Source organism: Leucobacter luti (assembly GCF_050310065.1).
Taxonomy (GTDB): domain Bacteria; phylum Actinomycetota; class Actinomycetes; order Actinomycetales; family Microbacteriaceae; genus Leucobacter; species Leucobacter luti_B.
The window spans coordinates 686,465-709,267 of record NZ_CP190007.1 but is presented as its reverse complement, the minus strand read 5'-3'; the positions used below and the strand labels follow the sequence as shown (position 1 = coordinate 709,267).

Below are 22,803 nucleotides of genomic sequence, written 5' to 3'. Positions count from 1 at the left end.
GCCGGATCGGCGCGGGCCGAGTCCCCGCATGGCGATCCCGCACAGAAAACCCCGGGTCAGGAGCGCGGCGATCCGGAAACTGGCGCCGCTCCCACCCCCGGCGCCGCGGCAAGCTCGCGCGCGGCCGCCGTGAGCTCGCGCACGCTCGTCTCGACGATCGCGTCGGTCATGCGGGCGGCCGGGCCCGAGATCGAAACGGCGGCCGGCGGCGAGGCGCCCGGGATCGCGACCGCGATGCAGCGCACGCCGACCTCCTGCTCGCCGTCGTCGATCGCGAAGCCTCGGCGGCGGGTCTCCCGCAGGTCCGCGAGGAGCGCGCTCTCGCTCGCGAGCGTCGTCGGCGTGTACCTCGGCTGGCCCGTGCGGCGCAGGATCTCGCGCGCCCGCGGCTCCGGGATCGCGGCGAGCATCGCCTTGCCCACCCCGCTCGCGTGGGGAAGCACCCGCCGCCCGACCTCGGTGAACATGCGCATGCGGTGCCGCGAGGGCACCTGGGCGATGTAGGAGACGAGGTCGCCGTCGAGGAGGGCGAGATTCGCGGTCTCCTCCGCGACGCCCTCGAGCCGCGCGAGCACGGGCTTCGCAAGCTCGGCGAGGCGCGGGGTCGCCCGCTCCCCCAGCCCGATGAGCCCGGCGCCGAGCGCGTAGTCGCGGTTCTCGAGCTGCCGCACGTGGCCGAGGCCCACGAGCGTGCGCAGCAGGCGGTGCGCCGTCGGCATCGCGAGGCCGGTGCGGCTCGCGAGCTCGGCGAGCGGCAGGGCGGCGCCCGCGTCCTCTGCGGCGAGCGCGTCGAGCAGCGCGAACGCGCGGGCGACCGACTGCACCTGCCCGTCCGGCCTCGCGCCGGGGGCGCCCTGGGGATCCACCATGCTTCCATAATACGGAATGAATATTCCAAAACAAGGCTCGGCTCCTATCGTGGAATGAGCGCATAACTACCGCCGCACCACCTCAGCCAAGGGAGCCCTGAATGTCCGCACGAGTCACCCGCGCCGACCTGTCGGTCGCCGAGCCGATCGCCGAGTTCGCCGAGGAGTCGCTCTCGCGCCACGGCATTGACGCCGCGGCCTTCTGGGAGGGCGTGAGCGAGCTGCTGCGCGACCTCGCGCCGCGCAACGCCGAGCTGCTGCGAGTGCGCGACGAGCTCCAGGCGAAGATCGACGCCTATCACCGCGAGCACCCCGGCGCCCCTGATCCGGAGCACTATCGCGGGTTCCTGACCGAGATCGGGTACCTGCGTCCGGAGCCCGCTGCCGGCGACGCGACCGTCACGACCACCGACGTCGCGCCCGAGATCGCGACGCTCGCCGGCCCCCAGCTCGTCGTCCCGATCCTGAACGCGCGCTTCGCGCTGAACGCGGTGAACGCGCGCTGGGGCTCCCTCTACGACGCCCTCTACGGCACGGACGCGATCTCCCGCGACGGCGAGCTCGCCCCCGGCGACGGCTACAACGAGGCGCGCGGCGCCGCCGTGATCGCCCGCGGGCGCGAACTCCTCGACCTCGTCGCCCCGCTCGCGTCGGGATCCCACGCCGACTCGACCGGCTACTGCGTGCGCGACGGCGAGCTCGTCGTCGCCCTCGCGAGCACGGGCGACGGCGCCGACGCGGATTCCGCGCTCGAGGATCCGGCCGCCTTCGCCGGCTTCACGGGCTCCCCTGACGCCCCCGCGTCGATCCTGCTCGTGCACCACGGGCTGCACGCTGAGATCGTGATCGACCCCTCTGGCCGCATCGGCGCCGGGGATCCCGCGGGTGTGCAGGACATCGTGCTCGAATCCGCGCTCACCACGATCATGGACCTCGAGGACTCGGTCGCCGCGGTCGACGCCGAGGACAAGGCCCTCGGCTACCGCAACTGGCGCGGCCTCATGGACGGCTCGCTCACGGAGGAGGTCGAGAAGGGCGGGCGCACCTTCACCCGCACCATGAACGCCGACCGCGTCTACACGGCGCCGGACGGCGGCGAGCTCGTGCTGCCGGGCCGCTCCGTGCTCTTCGTGCGCAACGTCGGCCACCTCATGCTCGGCGACGCGATCCTCGACCCGCAGGGCGGCGAGACCCCCGAGGGCATCGTTGACGCGATCATGACGGCGCTCGGCGCGCTCGACGACGTGCTGGGATCCCGCGCGAACTCCCGCACCGGATCGGTGTACATCGTGAAGCCCAAGATGCACGGACCCGACGAGGTCGCATTCACCGCGGAGCTCTTCGGCCGCGTCGAGCGGCTGCTCGGGCTGCCCGCGCTCACCCTCAAGGTCGGGATCATGGACGAGGAGCGCCGCACCTCGGCGAACCTCGCCGCCTGCATCGCGGCCGCGCGGGATCGCGTCGTGTTCATCAACACGGGCTTCCTCGACCGCACGGGCGACGAGATCCACACCTCGATGCACGCCGGCCCCTTCCTGCCGAAGGGCGCGATCAAGTCACGCCCCTTCATGGGCGTCTACGAGGCGCGCAACGTCGCGATCGGCGTCGACTGCGGCCTCGACGGCCACGCCCAGATCGGCAAGGGAATGTGGGCGATGCCCGACCTCATGCACGACATGCTCGAGCAGAAGATCGGCCACGTGCGCGCCGGCGCATCGACCGCGTGGGTGCCGTCGCCGACGGCCGCCACCCTGCACGCCACCCACTACCACGAGGCCGACGCCTTCGCCGCGCGCGCGGCCCTGCCCCAGCTCCCCGCCGACTCGCTCGGCACCCTGCTCGCCCCGCCGCTCGCGGGCGAGGCGGACCTCGCCCCCGAGGTCGTGCAGGAGGAACTCGAGAACAACGCCCAGTCGATCCTGGGCTACGTGGTGCGCTGGATCGACCAGGGCGTGGGCTGCTCGAAGGTGCCCGACATCCACGACGTCGCCCTCATGGAGGATCGCGCGACGCTCCGCATCTCCTCGCAGCTGCTGGCAAACTGGCTGCTCCACGGGGTGATCACGGAGGCCCAGGTCGACGAGGCGCTCCGCCGCTACGCGGGCGTCGTTGACCGCCAGAACGCGGGCGACCCCCGCTACGAGCCGCTGCTCGGCGCCGACGGATCCGGCCCCGGCGTCGCGTTCGAGGCGGCCCGCCGCCTCATCCTCGAGGGCACCGCCCAGCCGAGCGGCTACACGGAGCCCCTCCTCCACGAGCTGCGCCGCGCGAAGAAGGCCGGCGCGCGGTAGGGGTTGCGGTGGGGTTTGCCCGCTTGGGCTTGGCGTGGCCCGCTTGAGGTGGCCTGGCCCGCGTGGCCCGACCTCGCGGGCTCGAGTCGGCCGTAAGGCCCCATTCAGCCCCGCGAAAGGGGCCTTACGGCCCACTCGGCGCCGGGAATGGGGCCTTTGGGCCCACTCGGCGCGAGCGCGCGGGGGCGCGGGGGTGATGAGTTGCGCGATGGGTGCGCCCGCTCCCAGGGCATGCCCGGGCCCGGATCCGGAGCCTCGCGGGATCGAGTCGGCCGTAAAGCCCCATTCAGCCCCGCGAAAGGGGCTTTACGGCCCACTCGGCACCGGGAATGGGGCCTTTGGGCCCACTCGGCGCGTGCGAGGGATGCGGGCGCGGGGTTGAGGGGTAACGCCCTCTCCCCTGGCGTGCCCGGGCCCGGGCCCGGGCCCGGGCCCGGGCCCGGATCCGGAGCCTCGCGGGATCGAGTCGGCCGCAAGGCCCCATTCAAGCTCGCGAATGGGGCCTTACGGCCCACTCGGCGCGGGGAATGGGGTCCTACGGCCCACTCGGCGAGAGCGCCCGGGCCGAATCCACCCCTAGTAGTAGTACGGGTACGGGGCCCAGTCGGGGTCGCGCTTCTGCAGGAACGAATCGCGGCCCTCGACCGCCTCGTCGGTGCCGTAGGCGAGGCGCGTCGTCTCGCCGGCGAAGAGCTGCTGGCCGACGATCCCGTCGTCGACCGCGTTCATCGCGTACTTCAGCATGCGGATCGCCGTCGGCGACTTGCCGAGGATCGTGCGCGCCCACGCGATGCCCGTCTTCTCGAGCTCGGCGTGCGGCACGACCTCATTGACGGCGCCGATCTCGCGGGCCCGGTCAGCGGAGTATTCCTCGGCGAGGAAGAAGATCTCGCGGGCGAACTTCTGGCCCACCTGGCGGGCGAAGTAGGCGCTGCCGTAGCCCGCGTCGAAGGAGCCGACGTCGGCGTCGGTCTGCTTGAAGCGGGCGTGCTCGCGGCTCGCGATCGTGAGGTCGCAGACCACGTTGAGCGAGTGCCCGCCGCCCGCGGCCCAGCCGGGGACGAGCGCGATCACGACCTTCGGCATGAACCTGATCAGGCGCTGTACCTCCAGGATGTGGAGGCGTCCGGCGCGCGCCTGGGCTTCGGGGCCGACCGAGGTCTCGTCGTCCGAGTACTTGTAGCCGTCGCGGCCCCGGATCCGCTGGTCGCCGCCCGAGCAGAACGCCCAGCCGCCGTCGCGCGGGCTCGGCCCGTTGCCCGTGAGCAGCACGACGCCGACGCGCGGGTTCACGCGCACCCGGTCGAGCGCGTCGTAGAGCTCGTCGACCGTGCGCGGGCGGAACGCGTTGCGCACCTCCGGACGGTCGAACGCGATCCGCGCGATCCTGCCGTCCTTGCTGAGGTGGGCGGTCAGGTCGGTGTAGTCGGCGGCGCCCGGGGCGACCTCCCACTCCGACGGGTCGAAGATCTCGGAAACCTGCTGCGTCATGCCCAAAGTCTATTCGGGGCCGGATCCGCAGGCGGACCCGGCCCCGGCTCCGGATCGCGGGCCCGGATCCCCCGCGCCCGCGAGTAGAGTCGAGGCATGCCCGAGCTGCCCGGCCTCTCCGAGATCCTCGCCGCGACCAGGGTCGTCGCGATCCCGACGCGGACGAGGTTCCGCGGGATCGCCGTCCGGGAGGCGGCGATCTTCGATGCGCCAGCCGGGCCGAGCGAGTTCTCGCCCTTCCCCGAGTACGGCGACGCCGAGGCCGCAAGCTGGCTGCTCGCTGCGCTCGCCTTCGGCTGGGGCGAAACCCCAGCTCCCCGCCGCGATCGCATCGAGGTCAACGCGACGATTCCCGCGGTCGAGGCGGCTCGCGTGCCCGAGATCCTCGCCCGCTTCCCCGGCTGCCGCACCGCAAAGGTGAAGGTCGCCGAGCGCGGGCAGTCGCTCGCCGACGACATCGCCCGCGTGCGCGCGACCCGGGGGGCCATGGGGCCGGGCGCGCGCGTGCGCGTCGACGCGAACGGCGGCTGGTCCCCCGACGAGGCGGTACCTGCGCTCGCCGCGCTCGCGGAGTTCGACCTCGACTACGCCGAGCAGCCGTGCGCCGAGGTCTCGGGCCTCGCGGAGGTCCGCGCGCGGCTGACGCGCGGACCGGATGGCGGCCCGCTCGTCCGCATCGCCGCCGACGAGAGCGTGCGCAGGGCCGAGGATCCCCTCGCGGTCGCCCACTCGGGCGCGGCGGATCTCCTGATCGTGAAAGCGCAGCCCCTCGGCGGGATCCCGCGTGCGCTCGAGATCGTCGCGGAGGCGGGGCTCCCCGTCGTCGTGTCGAGCGCGCTCGATACTTCGGTCGGGATCTCGATGGGCCTGCACCTGGCCGCCGCCCTCCCCGAGGGCGTCCTCGCGGGCGCGTGCGGGCTCGGCACGGTCGCGCTGCTCGGGGGCGACGTCGTGGCGGAGCCGCTCGTTCCGGTCGATGGCGCGATCCCGGTCGGCAGGCCGCGGCTCGATCCGGAGCGGCTCGCCGAGTTTGCGGCGGATCCCGCGCGCGAGCGCTGGTGGCGCGAGCGCATCACGCGGGCGCACGCGATCCTGACCTCGCGGTAAGAGTTCGATGAATCCCCTGGTCAGGAGCACCGTTTCGGGTGCACACTGGCAGGTGTCGAACCCACGAGGAAGAGGGAATCATGTCTGACGCACAGCCCACACCGGGCCAGCCCATCCACTTCGAGATCCACGCGGCAGACCCCGCGCGCGCCACCGAGTTCTACACGAGCGTCTTCGGGTGGGAGACCGAGGACTGGTCCGAGTTCGCCGGGATGCCCTATTTCGGCCTGAAGACCGGCGAAGGCCCCGGCATCGACGGCGCGGTCATGCAGCGCCACGGCCCGAACCCCGAGCCGGGCGCCGCGGTCGCTGGCGCCGTGCTGACGATCGGCGTCGAGTCGTTCGACGACTCGGCCACGCGCATCCTCGCCGCGGGCGGAACCGTCGCGATGCCGAAGGCGGCCCTTCCCGGAATGGCCTGGCAGGGTTACTTCCTCGACCTCGACGGCAACGTCTTCGGCGTGCACGAGCCGGATCCCGACGCGAAGTAGGCCGCGGTGCCGGGGCGGCTACTCCGCCGCGGCGCCGTGATCCGCCCCGATCCCGGCCGCCTCCCGCACCGCGGCGAGCGAGTCCTCGAGCATCTCCATGTTGATGTGGGCGTGCGCGCGGCCGATGCGCTGCGCGCCTTCCAGATCCCGGCGCAGGATCGCGTCGACGAGGGCGCGGTGATCCTTCAGGGCGCGCCGCTCCATGTCCGACCACCCGGACTCCGGCCCCCACGGGTGCGAGGGCGCCGACAGGTGCATCTGCCGCTCGAGCGTGAAGAGCGCGTCGCTGAGCGCGGGGTTGTGGGCCGCGTGGGCGATCGCGAGGTGCAGGCGCTCGTCGGCGCGCTGGGAATCGGGGCCAGACTCGGCCTCCGCAAACTCCAGAAGCCGCTGCTGCAGGATCCCGATGTCTTCCTCCCTGTGGCGCTCCGCGGCCGCGGCGGCGATGGTCCCGTGCATCCAGCCCTGCGCCTCGTGCTGGTCGATCATGCGCTCCCAGACGCTCGTGAGCACCTGGGCGACCGTGGCGGAGGCGCCCGATGCCTCGGACGCCTCGGAGGCGCCGGAGTCGACGACGAACGTGCCGCCTCCGCGCCCCGGGCGGGAACGCAGCAGCCCGAGCGAGACGAGCCTGGCGATCGCCGTGCGCACGGTGACGCGGCCGACCCCGAGGGCGCTCGCGAGCTCGCGCTCGGCCGGCAATCGGGATCCGGGCAGGTATTCCCCGAGCGCGACCGCGGCGATGAGCCGGTTGGCGACCTCGCCCGCGAGGGTCGAGTCGCCGCTGGGCTGCGCTAGCTGCTTCGAAAGCATCGTCGGCGAGGCTGCGGCTCGTTCCGTTGACATGCCTTCCATTAAGTCACACATTAATGGTTCCATCATGCGACCTTTATGAGAGACTGTGAGGGTTCGAGCTCAGCGGCGACCCGCCGCCTCGACCACACCACGCCCGGCAGGTTCAAAGGAGAAGCAGTGACCGAGACGACCGAGGCGCTCCCCGAGGGCGTCGCGCACGCGGAGCCCTTCGAGGCGGCAACCCCGCACGGCACCATCCGCGGGCGGCGATTCGTGACCGCGAGCGAGCGGCCAGGCACGCCGCTCGTCATCCTCCACGGCGGCCCCGGCGCCTCGAGCGACTATCTCGCGCCCCTCGCCGCGCTCGCGGACGCGCGCGACGTGATCCTCTACGACCAGATCGGCTGCGGCGCATCCGATCAGCCGAGCGACGAAACAGCCTGGTCGGTCGACTCGTACGTCGCCCACCTCCGGCTCGTGCTCGATCGCCTCGGCATCGAGCGGGCGGTGATCCTCGGGCACTCCTGGGGCGGGATGCTCGCGCTCGCCGCGCAGGCGGCGCACCCCGACACTGTCGCGGGGCTCATCCTCGCGAGCCCGCTCGTCGACGTCGCCGACTGGGTGGCCGACGCAAACTCCCTGATCGAGGCGCTTCCCGAGCCGCACCGCACCGCGCTCCTCGCGGGCGAGGCGGATCCGGGCTACGCGGCCGGCGAGGCCGAGTTCTACCGGCGCCACTTCTGCAAGCTGGACCCCTGGCCCGCGATCCTGGAACGCTCGATGGCCGACATGGATCAGGCCTCCTACAACGCCATGTGGGGCCCGAACGAGTTCACGCAGACGGGCAACCTCCGCGGCGCGAGCTACGCCTCGCGGATCCGGGACATCGCGATCCCGATCCTCTGGATCACGGGCGCAGACGACGAAGCGCGCCCGGAAACGCTCCGCCGCTACGCGGCGACCGGGACGTCGAGCACGGTCGAGAACACCGTCGAGGTGCTCGCGGGGGGAACGCACAACGTCCATCTCGAGCAGCCCGAGGCCTACCTGGCCGCCCTGCGTCGATTCCTCACCACCCTGTAGCGCACACCAGAACATAGGAGACTGCGATGACGCATTCCTCAGCCGGGCAGGATCCCGGCAGCACTGATCCGACCGCGAGCGAGGCCGAGGCGACCCTCGAGTCGCTCGGCTACCACCAGGAGCTCAAGCGCTCGATGTCGCTCACCGACGTCGTCGTCTACGGGCTCATCTACATGGTGCCGCTCGCCCCGCTCGCGGTCTTCGGCATCACATACAACTTCTCGGGCGGCGTGCCGGCCCTCGTCTACCTTGTCGCGGCCTTCGCGATGGTGTTCAGCGCGCTCAGCTACAAGGAGATGGCGAAGCGCTTCCCCGTGGCCGGCTCGGTGTACTCGTACGTCCGGCTCGGGATCAACAAGTTCGTCGGCTTCATCGCGGGCTGGGCGATCCTGCTCGACTACCTGCTGCTGCCCGCGCTCCTCAGCGTGTTCGCGGCCGCGGCGATGACGAGCCTCCTCCCCGGCATCCCCGAGTTCGTGTGGGTGATCGTGTTCGTCGCCTGCGCCGCGCTCATCAATCTGCGCGGGATCAGCCTCACCGCGAACGTCAACAAGATCTTCCTCGCGATCCAGATGCTCGTGCTCCTCGTCTTCGTGGTCGGCGCGCTCATCGCGGTGTTCGAGGGCCGCGGCAGCTTCTCGCTCGACCCGATCTTCCAGGCCGACCAGTTCTCGTGGGCGATCGTGTTCGGCGCCATCCCGATCGCGGCGCTCAGCTTCATCGGATTCGACGCCATCTCGACGCTCAACGAGGAGGCGAAGGGCGGCGGCCAGACCGTCTCCAAGGCCACGATGATCGTGCTCGTCGCCGTCACGATCATCTTCGTGCTGCAGGTCTACCTCGCCGCGATCTTCGTTCCGAGCGGGACCACCTTCGCGCCTGGCGACGCCACGAACAACGCGTTCTACCACATCGCGGGCGACGTGATCGGGCCCTGGTTCGAGATCGTGATCACCCTCACCTCGGCGCTCATCGCGATCTTCGCGAACTCGCTCGCCTCGCAGGCGACCTCGAGCCGCCTCGTCTTCGGCATGGCGCGCGACGGCCAGCTCCCCCGCATCTTCTCCCACGTGGACAAGCGCCAGGTGCCGCGGAACGCGCTGCTCCTCATCGTCGCGCTCTCCCTCGTGATCGGGATCGCTGGGACGAGCGAGCAGGAGCTCCTCACCACGCTCGTCACCTTCGGCGCCCTCACCGCGTACATCCTGCTCAACATCGCCGTGATTGCGCGCTTCGGGGTCAAGGAGCGGAGCCGCAGCGTCTTCCTGCACTGGATCTCGCCCGTGATCGGGATCCTGGTGCTCGGGTACGCGCTCTGGAACGCGAGCACCCTGACCAAGGTCGTCGGGCTGTGCTGGCTCGTGATCGGTGCCGCGGTGGCGACGTACTGGCAGGTCCGCGGGCGCCGGGGCGCGGGCGCGGGCGCGGAGTAGGCGGCGATCGGGCGGCCCAGCCGCCCGACGCCTGCGCGCCTGCCGTCGTTCCGAGTTCTGCGCTCGTTCGGTTCCTTGGACCGGGATCCGTAGGAGCGAGCGCAGAACTCGGAGCGAGCGCCGGATCCGGAGCCGCTGAGGGCGGCTCCGCTACCCCTTGAGCCCGGGGAAGTCCTCCTCGCGCCACTCGCTCGCGATGCGCTCGCCCGCGGCGTGCGCCTCCTCTTCGCGGCGGCGCAGTTCGACGCGGCGGATCTTGCCCGAGGTCGTCTTCGGGAGCTCGAAGAATTCGACGCGGCGCACCCGCATGTAGGGCGGCAGCGCGACGCGCGCGTGCGAAAGCACGGCCCTGGCCGCGTCGGCGTCGGCGGCCACTCCGGGGGCGAGCGCGACGTAGGCCTTGGTGACGTTGAGGCGGGTCTCGTCGGGCGCGCCGACGACGGCGGCCTCCGAGACGAGCTCGTGCTCGATGAGCGCGCTCTCGACCTCGAACGGCGAGACCTTGAAGTCGCTCGACTTGAAGATGTCGTCGGTGCGGCCGACGAAGGTGAGCACGCCGCCTTCGCCGCGCTGCGCGACGTCGCCCGTGTGGAAGAGCCCGCCCGCGGTCGCGCGCGCCGTCGCCTCGGGGTTGCCGTAGTAGCCCGGCATGAGGTTGACGGGCGAGCGGCGCGGCTTGTCGCCGTCGACGGCGGGATCGGCCGCGACGATCCTGAGGCAGACCTCGCCCTCCTCGGCCTCCTCGCCCGTGAGCGGGTCGATCAGCACGGCGTCGACTCCGGGGAGCGGACGGCCCATCGCGCCGGGCACGAGCGGGTCGCCCGGCATGTTGCCGATGAGGGCGGTCGTCTCGGTCTGGCCGTAGCCGTCGCGGATCTCGAGCCCCCACCACTCCTGGATCCGGGCGATGACCTCGGGATTCAGCGGCTCGCCGGCCGACACTACCTCGCGGAGGCCGCGCGGCCGGGTGTCGAGGCGGCGCTGGATCAGCATGCGCCACACGGTCGGCGGTGCGCAGAAGGTGTTGACGCCCACCCGGTCGAGCTCAGAGACGAGGAACTCTGCGTCGAAGCGCGCGTAGTTCGCAACGAACACGGTCGCGCCGACGTGCCAGGGCCCGAAGAAGCTCGACCACGCGTGCTTCGCCCAACCGGGCGCGCTGATCACGAGGTGGATGTCGCCGGGACGGATCCCGAGCCACGACAGCGTCGTGAGGTGGCCGAGCGGGTAGCTCGTGTGGGAGTGCACGACGATCTTCGGCAGGCTCGTGGTGCCCGAGGTGAAGTAGAGGAGCGCGGGATCCGTGCTCGTGGTGCGCTTGGGCACGGGGGCCGTGGACGAGGCGCGCGACTCCTCGTAGCGCTCCCAGTCGTAGAGCGCGGCGCGGTGGTCGCGGGAGGCCTGCTCGAGGCCGACCCCGATGCCGCGGTAGTTGCCCGGCACCTCGGCGAACTTCACGGCGTCCTCGGCGGCCGCGAACACCCAGCTCACGGTTCCGCGCTCGACGCGGTCGACGAGTTCGTGCGAGCCGAGCACGACGGAGGTCGGCAGGATCACCACGCCGATCTTCATCGCGGCGAGCATGATCTCCCACAGTTCGACGCGGTTGCCGAGCATGAGCATGGCGACGTCCCCGCGCTTCGCGCCGATGCTGCGCATCCAGTTCGCGACCTGATCGGAGCGCTTCTTCAGCTCGTCGAAGCTGCGCTTGAGCTCCGCCCCGTCCTCCTCGGCGATCCACAGCGCGGTGTCGTCGTTGCCGTCGGCGATCACGTCGAACACGTCGTGCGCCCAGTTGAACACCGGCCCGACGTCTGGCCAGGTGAACTCGGCGCGCGCCCGGTCGGGGTCGCCCGCGAGGCCGAGGAGCTGGTCGCGTGCCGCGAGGAAGGCTGCGGTCGGATCGATTTTGGTCATGCGCTCTATTCTCTACCCTCGGCGGGCTTCCGCCCGCTCGATTTCTGCCGCTTCGCTGCGTCTGCGGGCGGCGGCTCCTTCTCGCCTTGGCGGACGATCCGGCGCACGACGATCCATGCCGCGGCGCCGACGGCGACGAGCATGAGCCCGCCCAGCACCATCGCGACGGGCCCGCGCCCATCTGAGCCGGCCATGCCGAGAATCGCCCAGCAGAAGACGACGCTCTGCGCGATCGCGAGGAGCGGCAGCGCGACGAACGCGATCGCCTTGAGCGAGGCGCTCGGCCTGGCGCGCGAGCGTCGGGCCGTCCAGGCCGTGGCGATCCCGAGCGCGGCGACGATCCCGGCGGACCAGAGCACAAGGGAGTAGGGCCGGCGCTGATCAGCCGCGTATCGCTCCGCGGCCCCGCTGTCGATCTTCGCAAATGTGCCGACGGGGAAGTCGATGACGGCCCCCAGGTCATCCGTGAGCTCGGTTTCGTGCTTGCCCAGGGCCGCGCCGCCGCCGGAGGCCTCATCGGCCTGGTCGAGGGCAATCTCCTTGACGGGCCAGCCGTCGTCGCGGGTCCGCTCGGCGCCCATCATTGCCTCGCGGCGCTCCTGACCGTCGCCCGGATACCAACGGATCTCGTATCGCCACGGCCGGTAGCCGTCGCCGTCCTCGGCCGGCAGGTCGACCGGGTCGTCGCCCGCGCGGGTGCTGTCGATCCAGCCGCCTCGGATCGCCTCGGCCGCGAGACCCGGCTCGATGGCGAGCGTGACGCGGGCGGGCCGCACCGGCGCTTTCTCCCCGTACCAGTCGGAGGGATCGACGGAGTAGCTTTCCTCCCAGAAATCGTAGAGGGCGACCCAGCGCACCTGCTCGACCTGGCCGCCTGTGGGCTTCGCCTCCCGGTCGGAGGCCATCGTCGGATCCGCGTCCACCGCCGGGTGCCCGAGCGAATATTCGACCTCGATGTCGTGGGTGCCCACGAGCGGCTCGGCGAACGTGGTGACGGCCGTCCGGCTCCAGGGACCGTCCACCTCGCGGAACGGGGCGTCCTCGCCGTCGATCCGCACCGCCTCGATCGAGATGCCAAGATCCTGCCCCAGTCGGTTCGCGGGCCACTCCCGCGCGAACTGCGGCACGACGGGCGCGTCCGGCTCGAACTCGACGGTGTGACGCTCAACGACTTCGATCCGCGCCTCCCGGTGCTCGGTGCGCGAGAGCTCCGCGTCGATCTCGAAGCCGCGGGTCTGCGTGTAGTTCGTGCCGGGCAGTTCGGAGTCCTGGGTCAGCATCCGGATGTCGTTGGGGTATGGCACCGGCTTCGTCGCGAGCACGATTGAGCCCGCGAGGAGGCCCACCGCGGCAATCACGGCGAGCACCGCCGGAATCCCGAGGAAGCGCTCCGTGCGCCAGCCCTCGGCGATCCGGCGATCTCCGGACTCCCGCACTGCGAGCTCCGTGACCGCATCGCCTGCGCGCCGGGGCGAGACGAACAGGGCGGCGTAGGGCAGCAGCCGATCGTCGAGCGGGCCCCGCTCGAGGAGGCGCGTCGCCCTCGCGTACGCGTCGATGCCCTTGAGATCCTGGACGACGATCGCACCCTCGCGGGTCAGCGGGCGGGGGTTGAGCACCGCGAGGAAGGCGACCGCGGCGAGCGCGGTCGAGAGCAGCACGAAGGCCGCCGGCCACCAGACGACCGACAGCACGACCTGGTGGGAGAGCTGCCTGAGCAGCCCCCACTGCACCAGCGTGAGCGCGACCGGGGCGAACAGGAACGTGTCGCGGACGTAGCCCTCTGGCGCCCAGCGCAGCTTGCGCTCGACCGCCCGGCCCGCGGCCGCCCACCGAATGCCGGAGCTCCAGCTCGCCGGGAGGTTCCCGAGGCGGCCGGCCCGGCGACCGGCTCGCGCAGCCTCCCGCAGCCAGGCGGTCTTCGCCGCCTCGCGCGCTCGTCGCGGCGGGTCCGAGATCGCCGCCGTGAGCTCCGCGTGCCGCGCCCTGCGCAGCAGTTGCGCCGCGAGCATCGGCGACACGTCATCCGGCGGATCCGACCGCGGCTTGTACCAGGGCTCGCCGACGCTTTCGGCCCATACGACCCGGCGCGCGGCGAGCGCGAGCACCGCGATGACCCCGAGCAGGGCGAGCGGTACGAGTGGACCGTAGGTCTGCACCCAGAAGAGCGGCGTCTTCGGCGGCAGTTCGAAGGTGCCGCGCTCGAAGTTCAGGATGAGCCAGAAATCGGGGTTGGGCGGGAACGTCTGGTCGTTCGAGAACGCGTACGTCACGCCCGCCCCGCTCTCGTCCTCGGGGGTGAGCCAGGCGCTCGCGCCGAACAGCAGCCAGCCAAGGTATGCCTTGGGCGTGCGGATCAGGGCCTCGTCGAGCTCCGGCGCGAGCGTCAGAGAAACCTGGAGCCCCTTCGTGCCCTGCGGCCAGGTCGGTGCGAACAGGGGCCACGACCAGCGATCCACCGCCTTACCGCTCGCCTCGTCGACGTCCTCGGCGATGAGGTGATGCAGCCGGTAGGAGACCGCGATCTCCTGCTCCCCCTCGAGTTTCTGCCCGGACGCCGGACGCAGACGAAGCTCCGTCGTGGTGGCCCGCTTGGTGAGGGTGACGTCTGCCGGCTCCCCATCCACGGTCGCCGACTCGAGCTCGAACTCGACGTCGTGCCCCTCGAACTCCGTCACGATCACGCGCTCGACAGAGCCCTCCGGCCCGTTCACGAACGCAGCCGTGAACGCCTCGGACACCTCCGCCACGAACATGCGCTCGGGATCCCGCTCGATCGAATAGTCGACCCGCGCGTCGCGGGCGATCCAGTCGACCTCCTCGACCTTGGCCGAGTCGATGATGTCGTCGAAATCGAGCGGCTTGTTGATGACCGGGCCGACGAGCAACAGGATCCCGAGCGCGGCGACGAGCACCCAGCCGGCCTTGACGGCGGCTCTGAGCCCCTTGCCGCCGCGCGCCCGCAGCCGCTCCTCGACGCGCGTGAGCACGCGCGCGAGCCAGGCGAACAGCGGGGTGTGACCGGGCTGCGGATCTGGAATTCTGCCGGACTTCAGCAGCTCGGGATCCGACTCCGCGAGCCCGAAGAAATCACCCTCGTGATCGCGCGGGGGCCGGGATCCGGAGGTCATGCAGCGACCCTAGCAACGGCCTCCGACATTGACGGTCGCTGGCCTCAGCTGCTGAAGACCGTGTGCAGCTGAGGGTCGTTCAGGGTGTCGCGCCCGCCGAGATCCTCGATCTCGAAGAGCACCGCGGTGCCCGCGGCGACGTAGCCGAGCTTGCCGAGGAGCGCGTGCGCGGCGGCGAGGGTGCCGCCGGTCGCGAGCACGTCGTCGATGACGAGGACGCGCGTGCCCCTCGGGAAGTCGGCGTGCGCCTCGACCTCGGCGACGCCGTACTCGAGCGCGTAGTCGACGCTCGCGGCGGGCCTCGGCAGCTTGCCGGCCTTGCGGATGGGCATGAGCCCGGCGCCCGAGGCGTAGGCCGCGGCGCTCGCGAACAGGAAGCCGCGCGCCTCGAGGCCGGCGACCACGTCGAATGTGCCGCGGAACGGGGCAATCAGGGCGTCGACGGTCGCGCGGAAGGCCTCGGCGTCGGCGAGCAGCGGGGTGATGTCACGGAACAGGATCCCCGCCGCCGGGTAATCAGGCACCTCGAGGATGAGGGATCCAGCCCGCGCGAGCTCGGGGCTCGACTCGGGGAAGCTCGGCAGATTCAGCTGGTCGCTCGGCGTATTCACGTGCACGAGAACCAGGGTACCGCGCCCGAACGACGCGCCCGGGCGGCCCGGATCCCGCCGCCTGGATTTTCGTTTTCCGGGCTGCTCGTGTAATGTCTTTCTGGTTGGGAAACCAACGTGCGCCCCTAGCTCAGCTGGATAGAGCATCTGACTACGGATCAGAAGGTCGGGGGTTCGAATCCCTCGGGGCGCGCAGATCACACCCCCGTCGCGGAAGCGGCGGGGGTGTTTGCGTTCCGCCTCCCTTGCCGGCAAGGTCGGTGCGGATCCGGGGCCGGGCCCGGGCGCGTCGATGCGTGTGTGGCGGGGGCGCGCTGCTAGCTTCTTGCTGGGGATCGCGGGAAACGGGCGTGCAGCTGGGCACGAGCGCGGGCGAACTCCCGTTGATTGATTCTGGGGGAATCTCGTGAGCGCATCGCTTCGCCATGCCACAACGTCCGCGGCCGCATGCGGCGTCATCATCACGGTCGGGGCGGTTCTCACGCCCGGGCTCGGGTCCGACGGTTCCGCACACGCCGCCAGCATCACCTACGACTTCACCACCGCCCGCATGCTCCACGGCGCATACCAGCAGAAGCTCCCGGTCGAAGCGAACGTCTCGAGCACGTCCGTCGGGTCGGCTGGCGAGCGCGTCGACTTCCGCTTCAGCGTCGACTACGGCAACTGGGAGCCGGGCTGGCTGTACCCCATCGACGCGTTCAAGCTCACGGTCGACCTGTCGCAGATCGCCGACGACGTCGCCGACATCGACGCAGTGTTCGATGAGCTCGAATTCACTCCTGTGCAGGGCCTCACCATGGAGCGCACCGGCAACGTCGTCACGTTCATCGGCGAGTTCGACAAGGCCCACGAGAACTTCGAGGTGCGATTCTCCGCGGTCCTCGCGCGCGGCGGCGACGGCTCGCTCAGCGCCGCAGCGCACGTGGAAAGCCGCGGAACCAACGAGTGGAACGGGGAGCGCTGGGACTACGGCCCCCACGGCGACATCGGAGTGGCGTCGATCGCGGCCAACCCGGCCCCGCTCGTCTCGAAGTCGGTCGACCGCACGCGCGTCACCGAGGCCGCCCCCGAGTCGCGGTACTCGATCGCCGTGCAGCGGCCTGCGGGCGGAAATCTCGGACCGAGCCAGTCGTTCACGCTCACCGACGACCTCAGCGACCTGCTCGCCGAGAGCGGCGGGATCGAGCCCCGCGATATCCGGGTCGAGCGCGGCGCAGTCCTCGGCGAGCCCACGATCGAGAACGGGATCCTCACCGCGACTGGCAACTACGACGAGCACGGCGAGTTCCTGCTCTCATTCGCGGCGTCCCATCTGGGCCTCGGCGACGGTGTCATGCGCAACACGGTGTGCGCCCAGAGCGCGCCGCGCACGACAACGGTGCAGGTCAACCCGAACATCCCCGTCACGGGCAACCCGGGTGACGGCACCTCGGCGACGGCCTCCGTGCCCGGCGAGTCGGCCTGCGCGGCGGCCCCCGACGTGCTGATCGACGGGCTGGTTCCGGATCAGGATCAAGATCAGGATCAGGATCAAGATCAAGATCAGGATCCGGATCCCGGGCTCGCCGTGAAGCCGGGCGCACCGGCCGCGCAGCTCGCGGCGACCGGCGCGGATCCCGCCGCTCCGCTCGCGCCGCTCGCGCTCGCTGCGGGCCTCGCGGTCGCGGGCGCGTCGGCCCTCGCCGCCGCGCGCCGGGGCAAGGCCGGGAACAAGGGCTCGGCCGCGCGTGCACGGGTCTAGCTGGCCTGCGGCGAGCGCGCCCGCCGACCCGAAGAGCCCGGCCGCGGCATGAATCGGGACATCCTCGTCCGTGTCGTGAGCTACCGCGACCCGGAGCTGCTGCACACGATCGGCTCGGCGTGGGAGCGCGCGGCCGATCCGGCGCGGGTCCGCTTCGCGATCGTGAACCAGGTCGGCCCCGAGACGCAGCACCAGCTCGACGCGGTGCGCGGCGACGGGCGCGTGACCTCGGTGGCGCTGCCCTGGCGGAGCGCCCGCGGGCTCGGCTGGGCCCGCCGGATGACGGACCGCATGCGGCGCGACGAGCGCTATACCCTGCAGGTCGACTCGCACACGCGCTTCGCTGACGGCTGGGACGAGGCGCTCGTCGCGCAGTGGGAGTCGCTGCGGGATCCGCGCGCGGTACTCTCCTGCTATCCGGGCGCGTTCGCGCCGGTCGGGGGCGATTTCGGCGCCGACGCTGGCGCCGTCGCCCAGACGACGGTGCCCCCGCACGCGATCGTACCGGCCGGCCAGGACCAGCACGGGCTCCCCCGCCAGGACGTCGGGCCGAGCGTGCCGGGGCTCGCCCGCACGGCGCTCGTCTCCGGCGGGTTCCAGTTCAGCGCGGGCGCCCTGTGCTCCGAGCTCGAGCAGGTGCGCGACGTCATGGTCGCCGACGAGCACGTGCGCGCGCTGCAGCTCTTCACACACGGCTGGAACGTGCACGCGCCCGAGAGCGTGCCGCTCTTTCACCTGTATGCGCGCGACAAGCCCGCCGGCGGGCACGGGTTCCTGAGCGACTTCGCCGGCGATCCCGGCGCTCGCGGGGTACTCGAGCTGCTGCTCGCCCGCAGCATCGACACGGCCCGCGCGATCATCTCCGGCGGCGGAGGCGGAGCGCTCGGCCGCGAACGCTCCCGCGCTGACTTCGATGCGGCCGTCGCGGCGCTGCCCCAGCGTTCCCGCCGCTGACCCCCGCCCCACCTTGCCGGTTCTGCCCTACCTGCGTTGTTTATCCCCGATAAATCGCACATCGAGCGCAGAATCGGCAAGTTGAGGGGGAGAATGGGGGCGTGGAGATGTTGCGAGTCATTGTGTCAGGGGCCTCCGGGCTGATCGGCCAGGAGCTCGCGCGCTCACTCCGCAGCGACGGGCACGAGGTCATCGAACTCGTCCGGCGCGCTCCCCGGAACGCCTCCGAAGTGGAGTGGCGTCCCGGCGAGGCGGCCCTGGATCCGGATCAGCTCCGCGGCGCAGACGCCGTCGTGAACCTCAACGGTGCGAGCATCGGCCGCCTGCCCTGGACGAAGGGCTACCGGCGCACGCTCCGCTCCTCGCGGATCGCGCCGACGCGCACACTCGCGGACGCGCTCGCGGCCCTCGGCGACGAGGCGCCCCACTTCCTTTCCGCCTCGGCCGTGGGCTTCTACGGGAGCCGTCCGGCGGAACTCCTCACCGAGGAGGCCTCGCCGGGCACCACGTTCCTCGCGCGGCTCTGCGTCGAGTGGGAGCGGGTCGCGGCCACCGCGGGCCCCGCCGCGCGGGTCACTCACCTGCGCACCGCGCCGCTCCTGCACCGCTCGGCAACGCTGAAACCCATGATCCTACTCACAAAGCTGGGGCTCGGCGGGCCGCTCGGGAGCGGCCGCCAGTACTGGCCATGGATCTCGCTCACCGACGAAGTGCGGGCGATCCGGCATCTCATCGAGCGAGGCATCAGCGGGCCGGTCAACCTGTGCGGACCCTCCCGCGCCACCGCTGGATCGATCGGACGCGAACTCGCATCGCAGTTGCACAGGCCCTTCCTCGTGCCGGCCCCGGCCCCGGCGCTGCGGCTTGCACTGGGCCGTGACGCCGCCGATTCGCTCCTGCTCGCGGATGCCCAGGTCGCCGCGAACGCGCTCGCAACGAGCGACTTCGAATTCGAGCATCCGACCGTGTCGGAGGCGATCGCCTCGGGACTCGCCTCGGGACTGACCTAGGGCGAATCCGGCCGCACCTCAGCGCCGACTCCCCCGATGGCACGACACTGCACCGCTGGAATTGGCGGTTGTGCCCGAGCAACATACGCTGGGGAGAAGCGAAGCAGGGGGCTCCTTCGCTGGCGTAGCTGACCCGGGATACCGGCGGCGGCCGGTCGCCCCCGGAATACCATGTGGGGGGCACGATGGGGTTCGAAGACAAGACGCCGTCCGGTTCGCGCTGGCGCCAGCTCTACGCCACCGGGGGACCCCGCGCGATTCTGCCGCGGACCGCGCTTGTGAACCGCGTGATCGGGGATTCTGCGCTGTGGACCGCGATTCTGGGGGCGCCGGGAATGGGGAAGTCGACGCTCCTCGGCCAGATCGGCGAGGCGTTTCAGCGGGAGGGTGCGCACGTTGACCACCTCGCGCTCATCTCGCGCACGTCGCCGCCTCCTGCCCTGAAGTCGGTGCTCGAGGCGGCGGCGAATCGCGACGGCCAGAGCGTCGTGCTGGTCGACGACTTCGACTGGTTCAATCTGCAGGACCAGGCGGGGTGGCTGGCGGAAGCCCTCCACGAGTCCGGCGCTCGGCTCATTACGGCGTCGGTGGACTCGCCGTCCTGGGCGATCTCCGATCGTGAGATCCTCGCCGAGATCGGCTCGAGCGAGATTAGCCTCAGCCGCCTCGAGCACCTTGCTCTCCTCGAGCTCACCTTCCCGGACGGCGTGGACCCCTTCGCGGACGAGCTGATCTGGCAGGTCGCCCAGGGCGGCGCGGCGGGCACCGCGTTCGGGATCGAGTGCTTCGTGAACGCCGCGGGCAACCCCGAGGTCATCAAGAACTCGTACTCCGAGCTCCTCGCGGTCAGCTTGCAGGTGTGCAACGAGGATGTGTCGCAGGCCAGCAATGGCCGGGGCATGCTTTCGGTTTCGCGGCTGCTCCGGATGCTGCCCCAGATCAGCAGCAAGCTCGTGGCGACCCTCCTCGGAGAGGCCGCGGCCGGCGCTTTCGAGAATCTGTACCGGCAGCCGACGCTCCTCCTTCCCTCGCCGAGACGCACCGGCTACTTCGAGTGGGCAGAGACGTTCTGGCAGGCATTCGACGACCAGGACGAGGAGTACCTGCGGTCGCGTGCGGCACTCGCCGAACAGTTGTGCGCGATCCCCGCCCCGATCGAGGAGCTGTGGCAGCGCCTCCTGCTGCGCGATTGGCGCCGCTCCGAACTGCTGCTGACCAGGCACTTCGCCGAGGCAGAACTGCTGCTGCCCGCCGCGGTCGCAAAGCACCTCTCCGCGAGCGACACCTCTCGATTCCCGCTGTGTCACGCGCTGCGACTGAGCGGCGAGGATGTGGCGCACGCACCCGGGTTCCGCGCACGCACGCGCGAGTTCGCCGAGCAGAAACCGCTGGTCGGCGGGGGCATGCACGCCGTGATCGTGAGCGCGTTGCAGGGGCGGGCAGCCCTGGGGCTCGGCGCCCGCGAGCTCGCGCAGGCGCATCTCGCACGAGCCTGGGCCGGGTTGCGCGAGATCCCTGCGGCCCACTTTGGTCACCGCGGCACGCTCACGGCGGTGTCGCTCATCTCCCAGTCGCTCGCGGCACGGGGCGACTGGATCTCGGCTTGGCGGATGCAGCGGTTCCTTGCGGCCAAGGGCGGGCTGACCGCACAGGACGAGGAGGCGAAGCAGGCGATCGAAGCCATGCTCCTCATCGGCGAGGTTCGCCCGGGCGGCTGCCCACGCGCCGAGCCGCACCCGAACCCGCGGGCACTCGCAAGCGAGCTGATCCTGCAGCACGGAGTCGGCGCCGCGTCCTGGCACCTGCTCGATGCCGGCCTCCCCGGTTTCGCTGCCGACATCATCGGCCCGTCGCGCAGGCGCTTCTCCTTCCCCACCGCTGGCATCGCGCAGACCGCACACGTGCTTGCGCTGCTCCTCGACGGCCGGAGCGAGGATGCCCAGAACCTGTTCCAGCAGAGCGACGCCGCCGCCGCGGTCGAGATGCAGAGCCCGGTGTTCCTGTGGGCCGGGGCGCTCGTCGCCCAGGCCAGGGGCAACCAGCTCGGTGCGGCGCGCCTCATCGAGCGGATCCCCATGGACCACCCCGCATTCGACCTCGCCTGCTCCATGTATCGGGCCATCGCGGGCGAGAGCACCAAGGCACGAGGCGAGCTCCCCGTGCACCGGAGTTACGGCGGTCGCGGGATCTCCTTCCGCGGGATCCTCGAGGCGGTCGACGCGAGCCGGGAGGACGCCCACTCCCGCGCGGTGGCGGCCGCCGCCGCGGCGATCCGGGACGGGGACACGGCGCCGTCGCCCTCGTCCTCCGTCTGCTCCCGCGCCGTGTCGTCGAGGCCCTCCTCGAGGCGACGGTTCGACTGAGCGACGGACCTCGCGGATCAGTGTCGTCGTCGACGACCCTGCAGCACGCGCTCAGTGCCAGGCTTGAGCGAGCCGATCTGTTCTTCGAGTCGGACTCCGCAAGCCCGCTCACCGAGCGCGAATTCATCATGCTCAAAGCCATCAGCCAGGGACTCTCGCTCGCCGAGATGGCGAAGCAGGAGTTCGTCAGCGTGAACACCGTGAAGACCCAGATCAACTCGCTCAAGCGAAAGCTCGGGGTGACCGGGAGACGGGAGCTCGCATTGGAGGCCGCAATCAAGCGGGGGTGGTTCACCTGGGACACGATGCCGTGACCCGACCCACCGACGCAGCGCATGCCGACGGGTGAAACGTGTGAATCTGCGGGTTAAATTCTTCGTATCAGGCACCGCGGCACCCCGCGGGCTGACACAATCCGACGAGACGCGAATGTTTCCCCGTCCGCCCTGCGTTCCCCAAATTCTGCAGGGCCAGTTCGCGTCCCCCGAGGACGGTCCGCGCAGTGCGTTTCCCCGCATCATCGACTGGGCGGACCGTCCTCTTCACCCCGGACCCTGATCCGATACCCATTTCGCGGACCAAATAGGGTAGGCCTCCGTCGCCGATCCTGCAAGGGACTGCCGGGCTCCGCGGCCCGCGAGGAGTCTGGAACTGAGAGCGGGATCCCGATTCTCCGGCGTGCCCGCGAGATGGAGGAACCACCATGTGGATGTAGCTCAAGCTCGAAGACGCGATGCATCGCGGTGCCTCCGGACCAGGCGGCCGAGGCCACCTGACCCGCGGGTTCCGCACCCCGAAGAAAGGTCAGGATCATGAGACACCACCAGCGAACAGGACACGGCCGTGACGGCCCGGGAGAGCCGTCGAACGCACCCTCCCCGGTCGAGTTTCCCGGCCGCGAGGGCGGCCCGAGCCCGTCGGCACACCCCGCTCCCGCCACCCCGATACCCGCTCCGCTCGTCGCACCCACCCAGACGCCGATCGAGCCCCCGGTGGACACGGACAGCGTCTCCCTGCTCGCCACAGAGCAGCACGACAAGCCTCACGAGGCAACCCGGTTCGACGCCGGCACGGGGCAGGGCACCGTCCACGAGTTCCCGAGGGGCGCAAAAGCCCAGGAGCGCCCGATCCTCGACGGCTCAACCGAGTCGCGCGCAGCCGAGGCCTCGACGCCGAACCCGAACCGGGGCGAGGCGGATCCGGCCCTGGTCACGCATCAGCCCGCGCTCACTTCCGCGAATTCGATGCGCTGGATCACCTCGGCGCTCGTCGCCGCGGTCGTGCTCATCACCGCCCTCCTCATCCTTGCCCAATGGGATCCCGTGTGGAGCGGGGTGGGGGTCACTGTGGTCTTCATCGGCCTCCTCGCGATGCACGCCGTCCGTCTCACCCGGTTCGGGCAGCGCGCGCGGCTTCGGATCGATGCCGCGCTCATGGCGATCATCTGCCTCGTGCCGATCGCGATCATCGTGACCGCGGTGCTGAGCTACGCGAACCGGGTCTGGTCGTAGGCGGG

At 71.1% G+C, this 22,803-nt stretch carries 17 protein-coding genes and 1 tRNA gene; 12 read left to right on the top strand and 6 right to left on the bottom strand.

The genetic code is table 11. The features are described from left to right. Positions 1 to 56 precede the first annotated feature (56 nt). Positions 57 to 869, bottom strand: coding sequence for an IclR family transcriptional regulator (locus ACOPJ3_RS03170; protein WP_427870380.1), 813 nt, complete (start codon positions 867 to 869; stop codon positions 57 to 59). Between the two features lie 101 nt (positions 870 to 970). Here ACOPJ3_RS03170 and ACOPJ3_RS03165 point away from each other — a divergent pair, with 101 nt between their 5' ends. Beyond that, positions 971 to 3,160 (top strand): malate synthase G, encoded by a 2,190-nt coding sequence (locus tag ACOPJ3_RS03165; protein ID WP_427870379.1) that lies wholly within the window; start codon positions 971 to 973, stop codon positions 3,158 to 3,160. Between the two features lie 576 nt (positions 3,161 to 3,736). Here ACOPJ3_RS03165 and ACOPJ3_RS03160 read toward each other — a convergent pair. Then, positions 3,737 to 4,651: a 1,4-dihydroxy-2-naphthoyl-CoA synthase gene (locus tag ACOPJ3_RS03160; RefSeq protein WP_427870378.1), complete on the bottom strand. Its 915-nt coding sequence runs from the start codon at positions 4,649 to 4,651 to the stop codon at positions 3,737 to 3,739. Positions 4,652 to 4,747: 96 nt separating this feature from the next. Here ACOPJ3_RS03160 and ACOPJ3_RS03155 point away from each other — a divergent pair, with 96 nt between their 5' ends. After that, positions 4,748 to 5,758: an o-succinylbenzoate synthase gene (locus ACOPJ3_RS03155; RefSeq protein ID WP_427870377.1), complete on the top strand. Its 1,011-nt coding sequence runs from the start codon at positions 4,748 to 4,750 to the stop codon at positions 5,756 to 5,758. Positions 5,759 to 5,838: 80 nt separating this feature from the next. Further along, complete coding sequence (locus ACOPJ3_RS03150) at positions 5,839 to 6,249, top strand: VOC family protein (protein ID WP_427870376.1); 411 nt, start codon at positions 5,839 to 5,841, stop codon at positions 6,247 to 6,249. A gap of 18 nt (positions 6,250 to 6,267) precedes the next feature. Here the strand turns inward: ACOPJ3_RS03150 and ACOPJ3_RS03145 are convergent, their stop codons facing one another. Further along, complete coding sequence (locus ACOPJ3_RS03145; protein ID WP_427870375.1) at positions 6,268 to 7,095, bottom strand: FadR/GntR family transcriptional regulator; 828 nt, start codon at positions 7,093 to 7,095, stop codon at positions 6,268 to 6,270. A gap of 126 nt (positions 7,096 to 7,221) precedes the next feature. On the opposite strand from ACOPJ3_RS03145, the gene ACOPJ3_RS03140 reads away from it, so the two are divergent. Both ACOPJ3_RS03140 and ACOPJ3_RS03135 read left to right on the top strand, forming a co-directional pair. Further along, the gene (locus ACOPJ3_RS03140) at positions 7,222 to 8,127 is read left to right on the top strand and encodes a proline iminopeptidase-family hydrolase (RefSeq protein ID WP_427870374.1); all 906 of its coding nucleotides are present in this window, start codon (positions 7,222 to 7,224) and stop codon (positions 8,125 to 8,127) included. A gap of 26 nt (positions 8,128 to 8,153) precedes the next feature. Next, positions 8,154 to 9,560 carry an APC family permease gene (locus ACOPJ3_RS03135; protein ID WP_427870373.1) on the top strand — a complete coding sequence of 469 codons (1,407 nt, stop codon included), beginning with the start codon at positions 8,154 to 8,156 and terminating at the stop codon, positions 9,558 to 9,560. A 150-nt stretch (positions 9,561 to 9,710) separates the two neighbouring features. Here ACOPJ3_RS03135 and ACOPJ3_RS03130 read toward each other — a convergent pair whose 3' ends face one another. Genes ACOPJ3_RS03130 through ACOPJ3_RS03120 form a run of 3 tightly spaced genes read right to left on the bottom strand, consistent with a single transcriptional unit; the run spans position 9,711 to position 15,225 of the window. Then, positions 9,711 to 11,477 carry an AMP-binding protein gene (locus ACOPJ3_RS03130; RefSeq protein ID WP_427870372.1) on the bottom strand — a complete coding sequence of 589 codons (1,767 nt, stop codon included), beginning with the start codon at positions 11,475 to 11,477 and terminating at the stop codon, positions 9,711 to 9,713. Between the two features lie 5 nt (positions 11,478 to 11,482). Further along, positions 11,483 to 14,608, bottom strand: a complete 3,126-nt coding sequence (locus ACOPJ3_RS03125) for a hypothetical protein (protein ID WP_427870371.1) — start codon at positions 14,606 to 14,608, stop codon at positions 11,483 to 11,485. 44 nt (positions 14,609 to 14,652) lie between these two features. After that, the gene (locus ACOPJ3_RS03120; RefSeq protein ID WP_427870370.1) at positions 14,653 to 15,225 is read right to left on the bottom strand and encodes an adenine phosphoribosyltransferase; all 573 of its coding nucleotides are present in this window, start codon (positions 15,223 to 15,225) and stop codon (positions 14,653 to 14,655) included. A 113-nt stretch (positions 15,226 to 15,338) separates the two neighbouring features. Here ACOPJ3_RS03120 and ACOPJ3_RS03115 point away from each other — a divergent pair. From ACOPJ3_RS03115 to ACOPJ3_RS03085, 7 genes are all read left to right on the top strand, one after another. Then, a tRNA-Arg gene (locus ACOPJ3_RS03115) sits at positions 15,339 to 15,412 on the top strand. A 213-nt stretch (positions 15,413 to 15,625) separates the two neighbouring features. Further along, positions 15,626 to 16,960 carry a hypothetical protein gene (locus tag ACOPJ3_RS03110; RefSeq protein WP_427870369.1) on the top strand — a complete coding sequence of 445 codons (1,335 nt, stop codon included), beginning with the start codon at positions 15,626 to 15,628 and terminating at the stop codon, positions 16,958 to 16,960. Positions 16,961 to 17,008: 48 nt separating this feature from the next. Beyond that, a complete protein-coding gene (locus ACOPJ3_RS03105) occupies positions 17,009 to 17,914 on the top strand; it encodes a GlcNAc-transferase family protein (RefSeq protein WP_427870368.1) in 906 nt (301 codons plus the stop codon). A gap of 107 nt (positions 17,915 to 18,021) precedes the next feature. After that, on the top strand, positions 18,022 to 18,924 hold the full coding sequence (locus tag ACOPJ3_RS03100; RefSeq protein WP_427871166.1) for a TIGR01777 family oxidoreductase: 903 nt from the start codon (positions 18,022 to 18,024) through the stop codon (positions 18,922 to 18,924). 335 nt (positions 18,925 to 19,259) lie between these two features. Continuing rightward, positions 19,260 to 21,287 (top strand): hypothetical protein, encoded by a 2,028-nt coding sequence (locus ACOPJ3_RS03095; protein WP_427870367.1) that lies wholly within the window; start codon positions 19,260 to 19,262, stop codon positions 21,285 to 21,287. A gap of 20 nt (positions 21,288 to 21,307) precedes the next feature. After that, on the top strand, positions 21,308 to 21,601 hold the full coding sequence (locus ACOPJ3_RS03090) for a response regulator transcription factor (RefSeq protein WP_427870366.1): 294 nt from the start codon (positions 21,308 to 21,310) through the stop codon (positions 21,599 to 21,601). Positions 21,602 to 22,099: 498 nt separating this feature from the next. Further along, the gene (locus tag ACOPJ3_RS03085) at positions 22,100 to 22,798 is read left to right on the top strand and encodes a hypothetical protein (RefSeq protein WP_427870365.1); all 699 of its coding nucleotides are present in this window, start codon (positions 22,100 to 22,102) and stop codon (positions 22,796 to 22,798) included. Positions 22,799 to 22,803: the final 5 nt, after the last annotated feature.

Excerpts from the sequence above, each read along its gene's own strand:
- ACOPJ3_RS03170 (WP_427870380.1), bottom strand. The coding sequence starts at position 869 with ATGGTGGATCCCCAGGGCGCCCCCGGCGCGAGGCCGGACGGGCAGGTG.
- ACOPJ3_RS03165 (WP_427870379.1), top strand. The coding sequence starts at position 971 with ATGTCCGCACGAGTCACCCGCGCCGACCTGTCGGTCGCCGAGCCGATC.
- ACOPJ3_RS03160 (WP_427870378.1), bottom strand. The coding sequence starts at position 4,651 with ATGACGCAGCAGGTTTCCGAGATCTTCGACCCGTCGGAGTGGGAGGTC.
- ACOPJ3_RS03155 (WP_427870377.1), top strand. The coding sequence starts at position 4,748 with ATGCCCGAGCTGCCCGGCCTCTCCGAGATCCTCGCCGCGACCAGGGTC.
- ACOPJ3_RS03150 (WP_427870376.1), top strand. The coding sequence starts at position 5,839 with ATGTCTGACGCACAGCCCACACCGGGCCAGCCCATCCACTTCGAGATC.
- ACOPJ3_RS03145 (WP_427870375.1), bottom strand. The coding sequence starts at position 7,095 with ATGTCAACGGAACGAGCCGCAGCCTCGCCGACGATGCTTTCGAAGCAG.
- ACOPJ3_RS03135 (WP_427870373.1), top strand. The coding sequence starts at position 8,154 with ATGACGCATTCCTCAGCCGGGCAGGATCCCGGCAGCACTGATCCGACC.
- ACOPJ3_RS03130 (WP_427870372.1), bottom strand. The coding sequence starts at position 11,477 with ATGACCAAAATCGATCCGACCGCAGCCTTCCTCGCGGCACGCGACCAG.
- ACOPJ3_RS03125 (WP_427870371.1), bottom strand. The coding sequence starts at position 14,608 with ATGACCTCCGGATCCCGGCCCCCGCGCGATCACGAGGGTGATTTCTTC.
- ACOPJ3_RS03105 (WP_427870368.1), top strand. The coding sequence starts at position 17,009 with ATGAATCGGGACATCCTCGTCCGTGTCGTGAGCTACCGCGACCCGGAG.
- ACOPJ3_RS03100 (WP_427871166.1), top strand. The coding sequence starts at position 18,022 with ATGTTGCGAGTCATTGTGTCAGGGGCCTCCGGGCTGATCGGCCAGGAG.
- ACOPJ3_RS03095 (WP_427870367.1), top strand. The coding sequence starts at position 19,260 with ATGGGGAAGTCGACGCTCCTCGGCCAGATCGGCGAGGCGTTTCAGCGG.
- ACOPJ3_RS03085 (WP_427870365.1), top strand. The coding sequence starts at position 22,100 with ATGAGACACCACCAGCGAACAGGACACGGCCGTGACGGCCCGGGAGAG.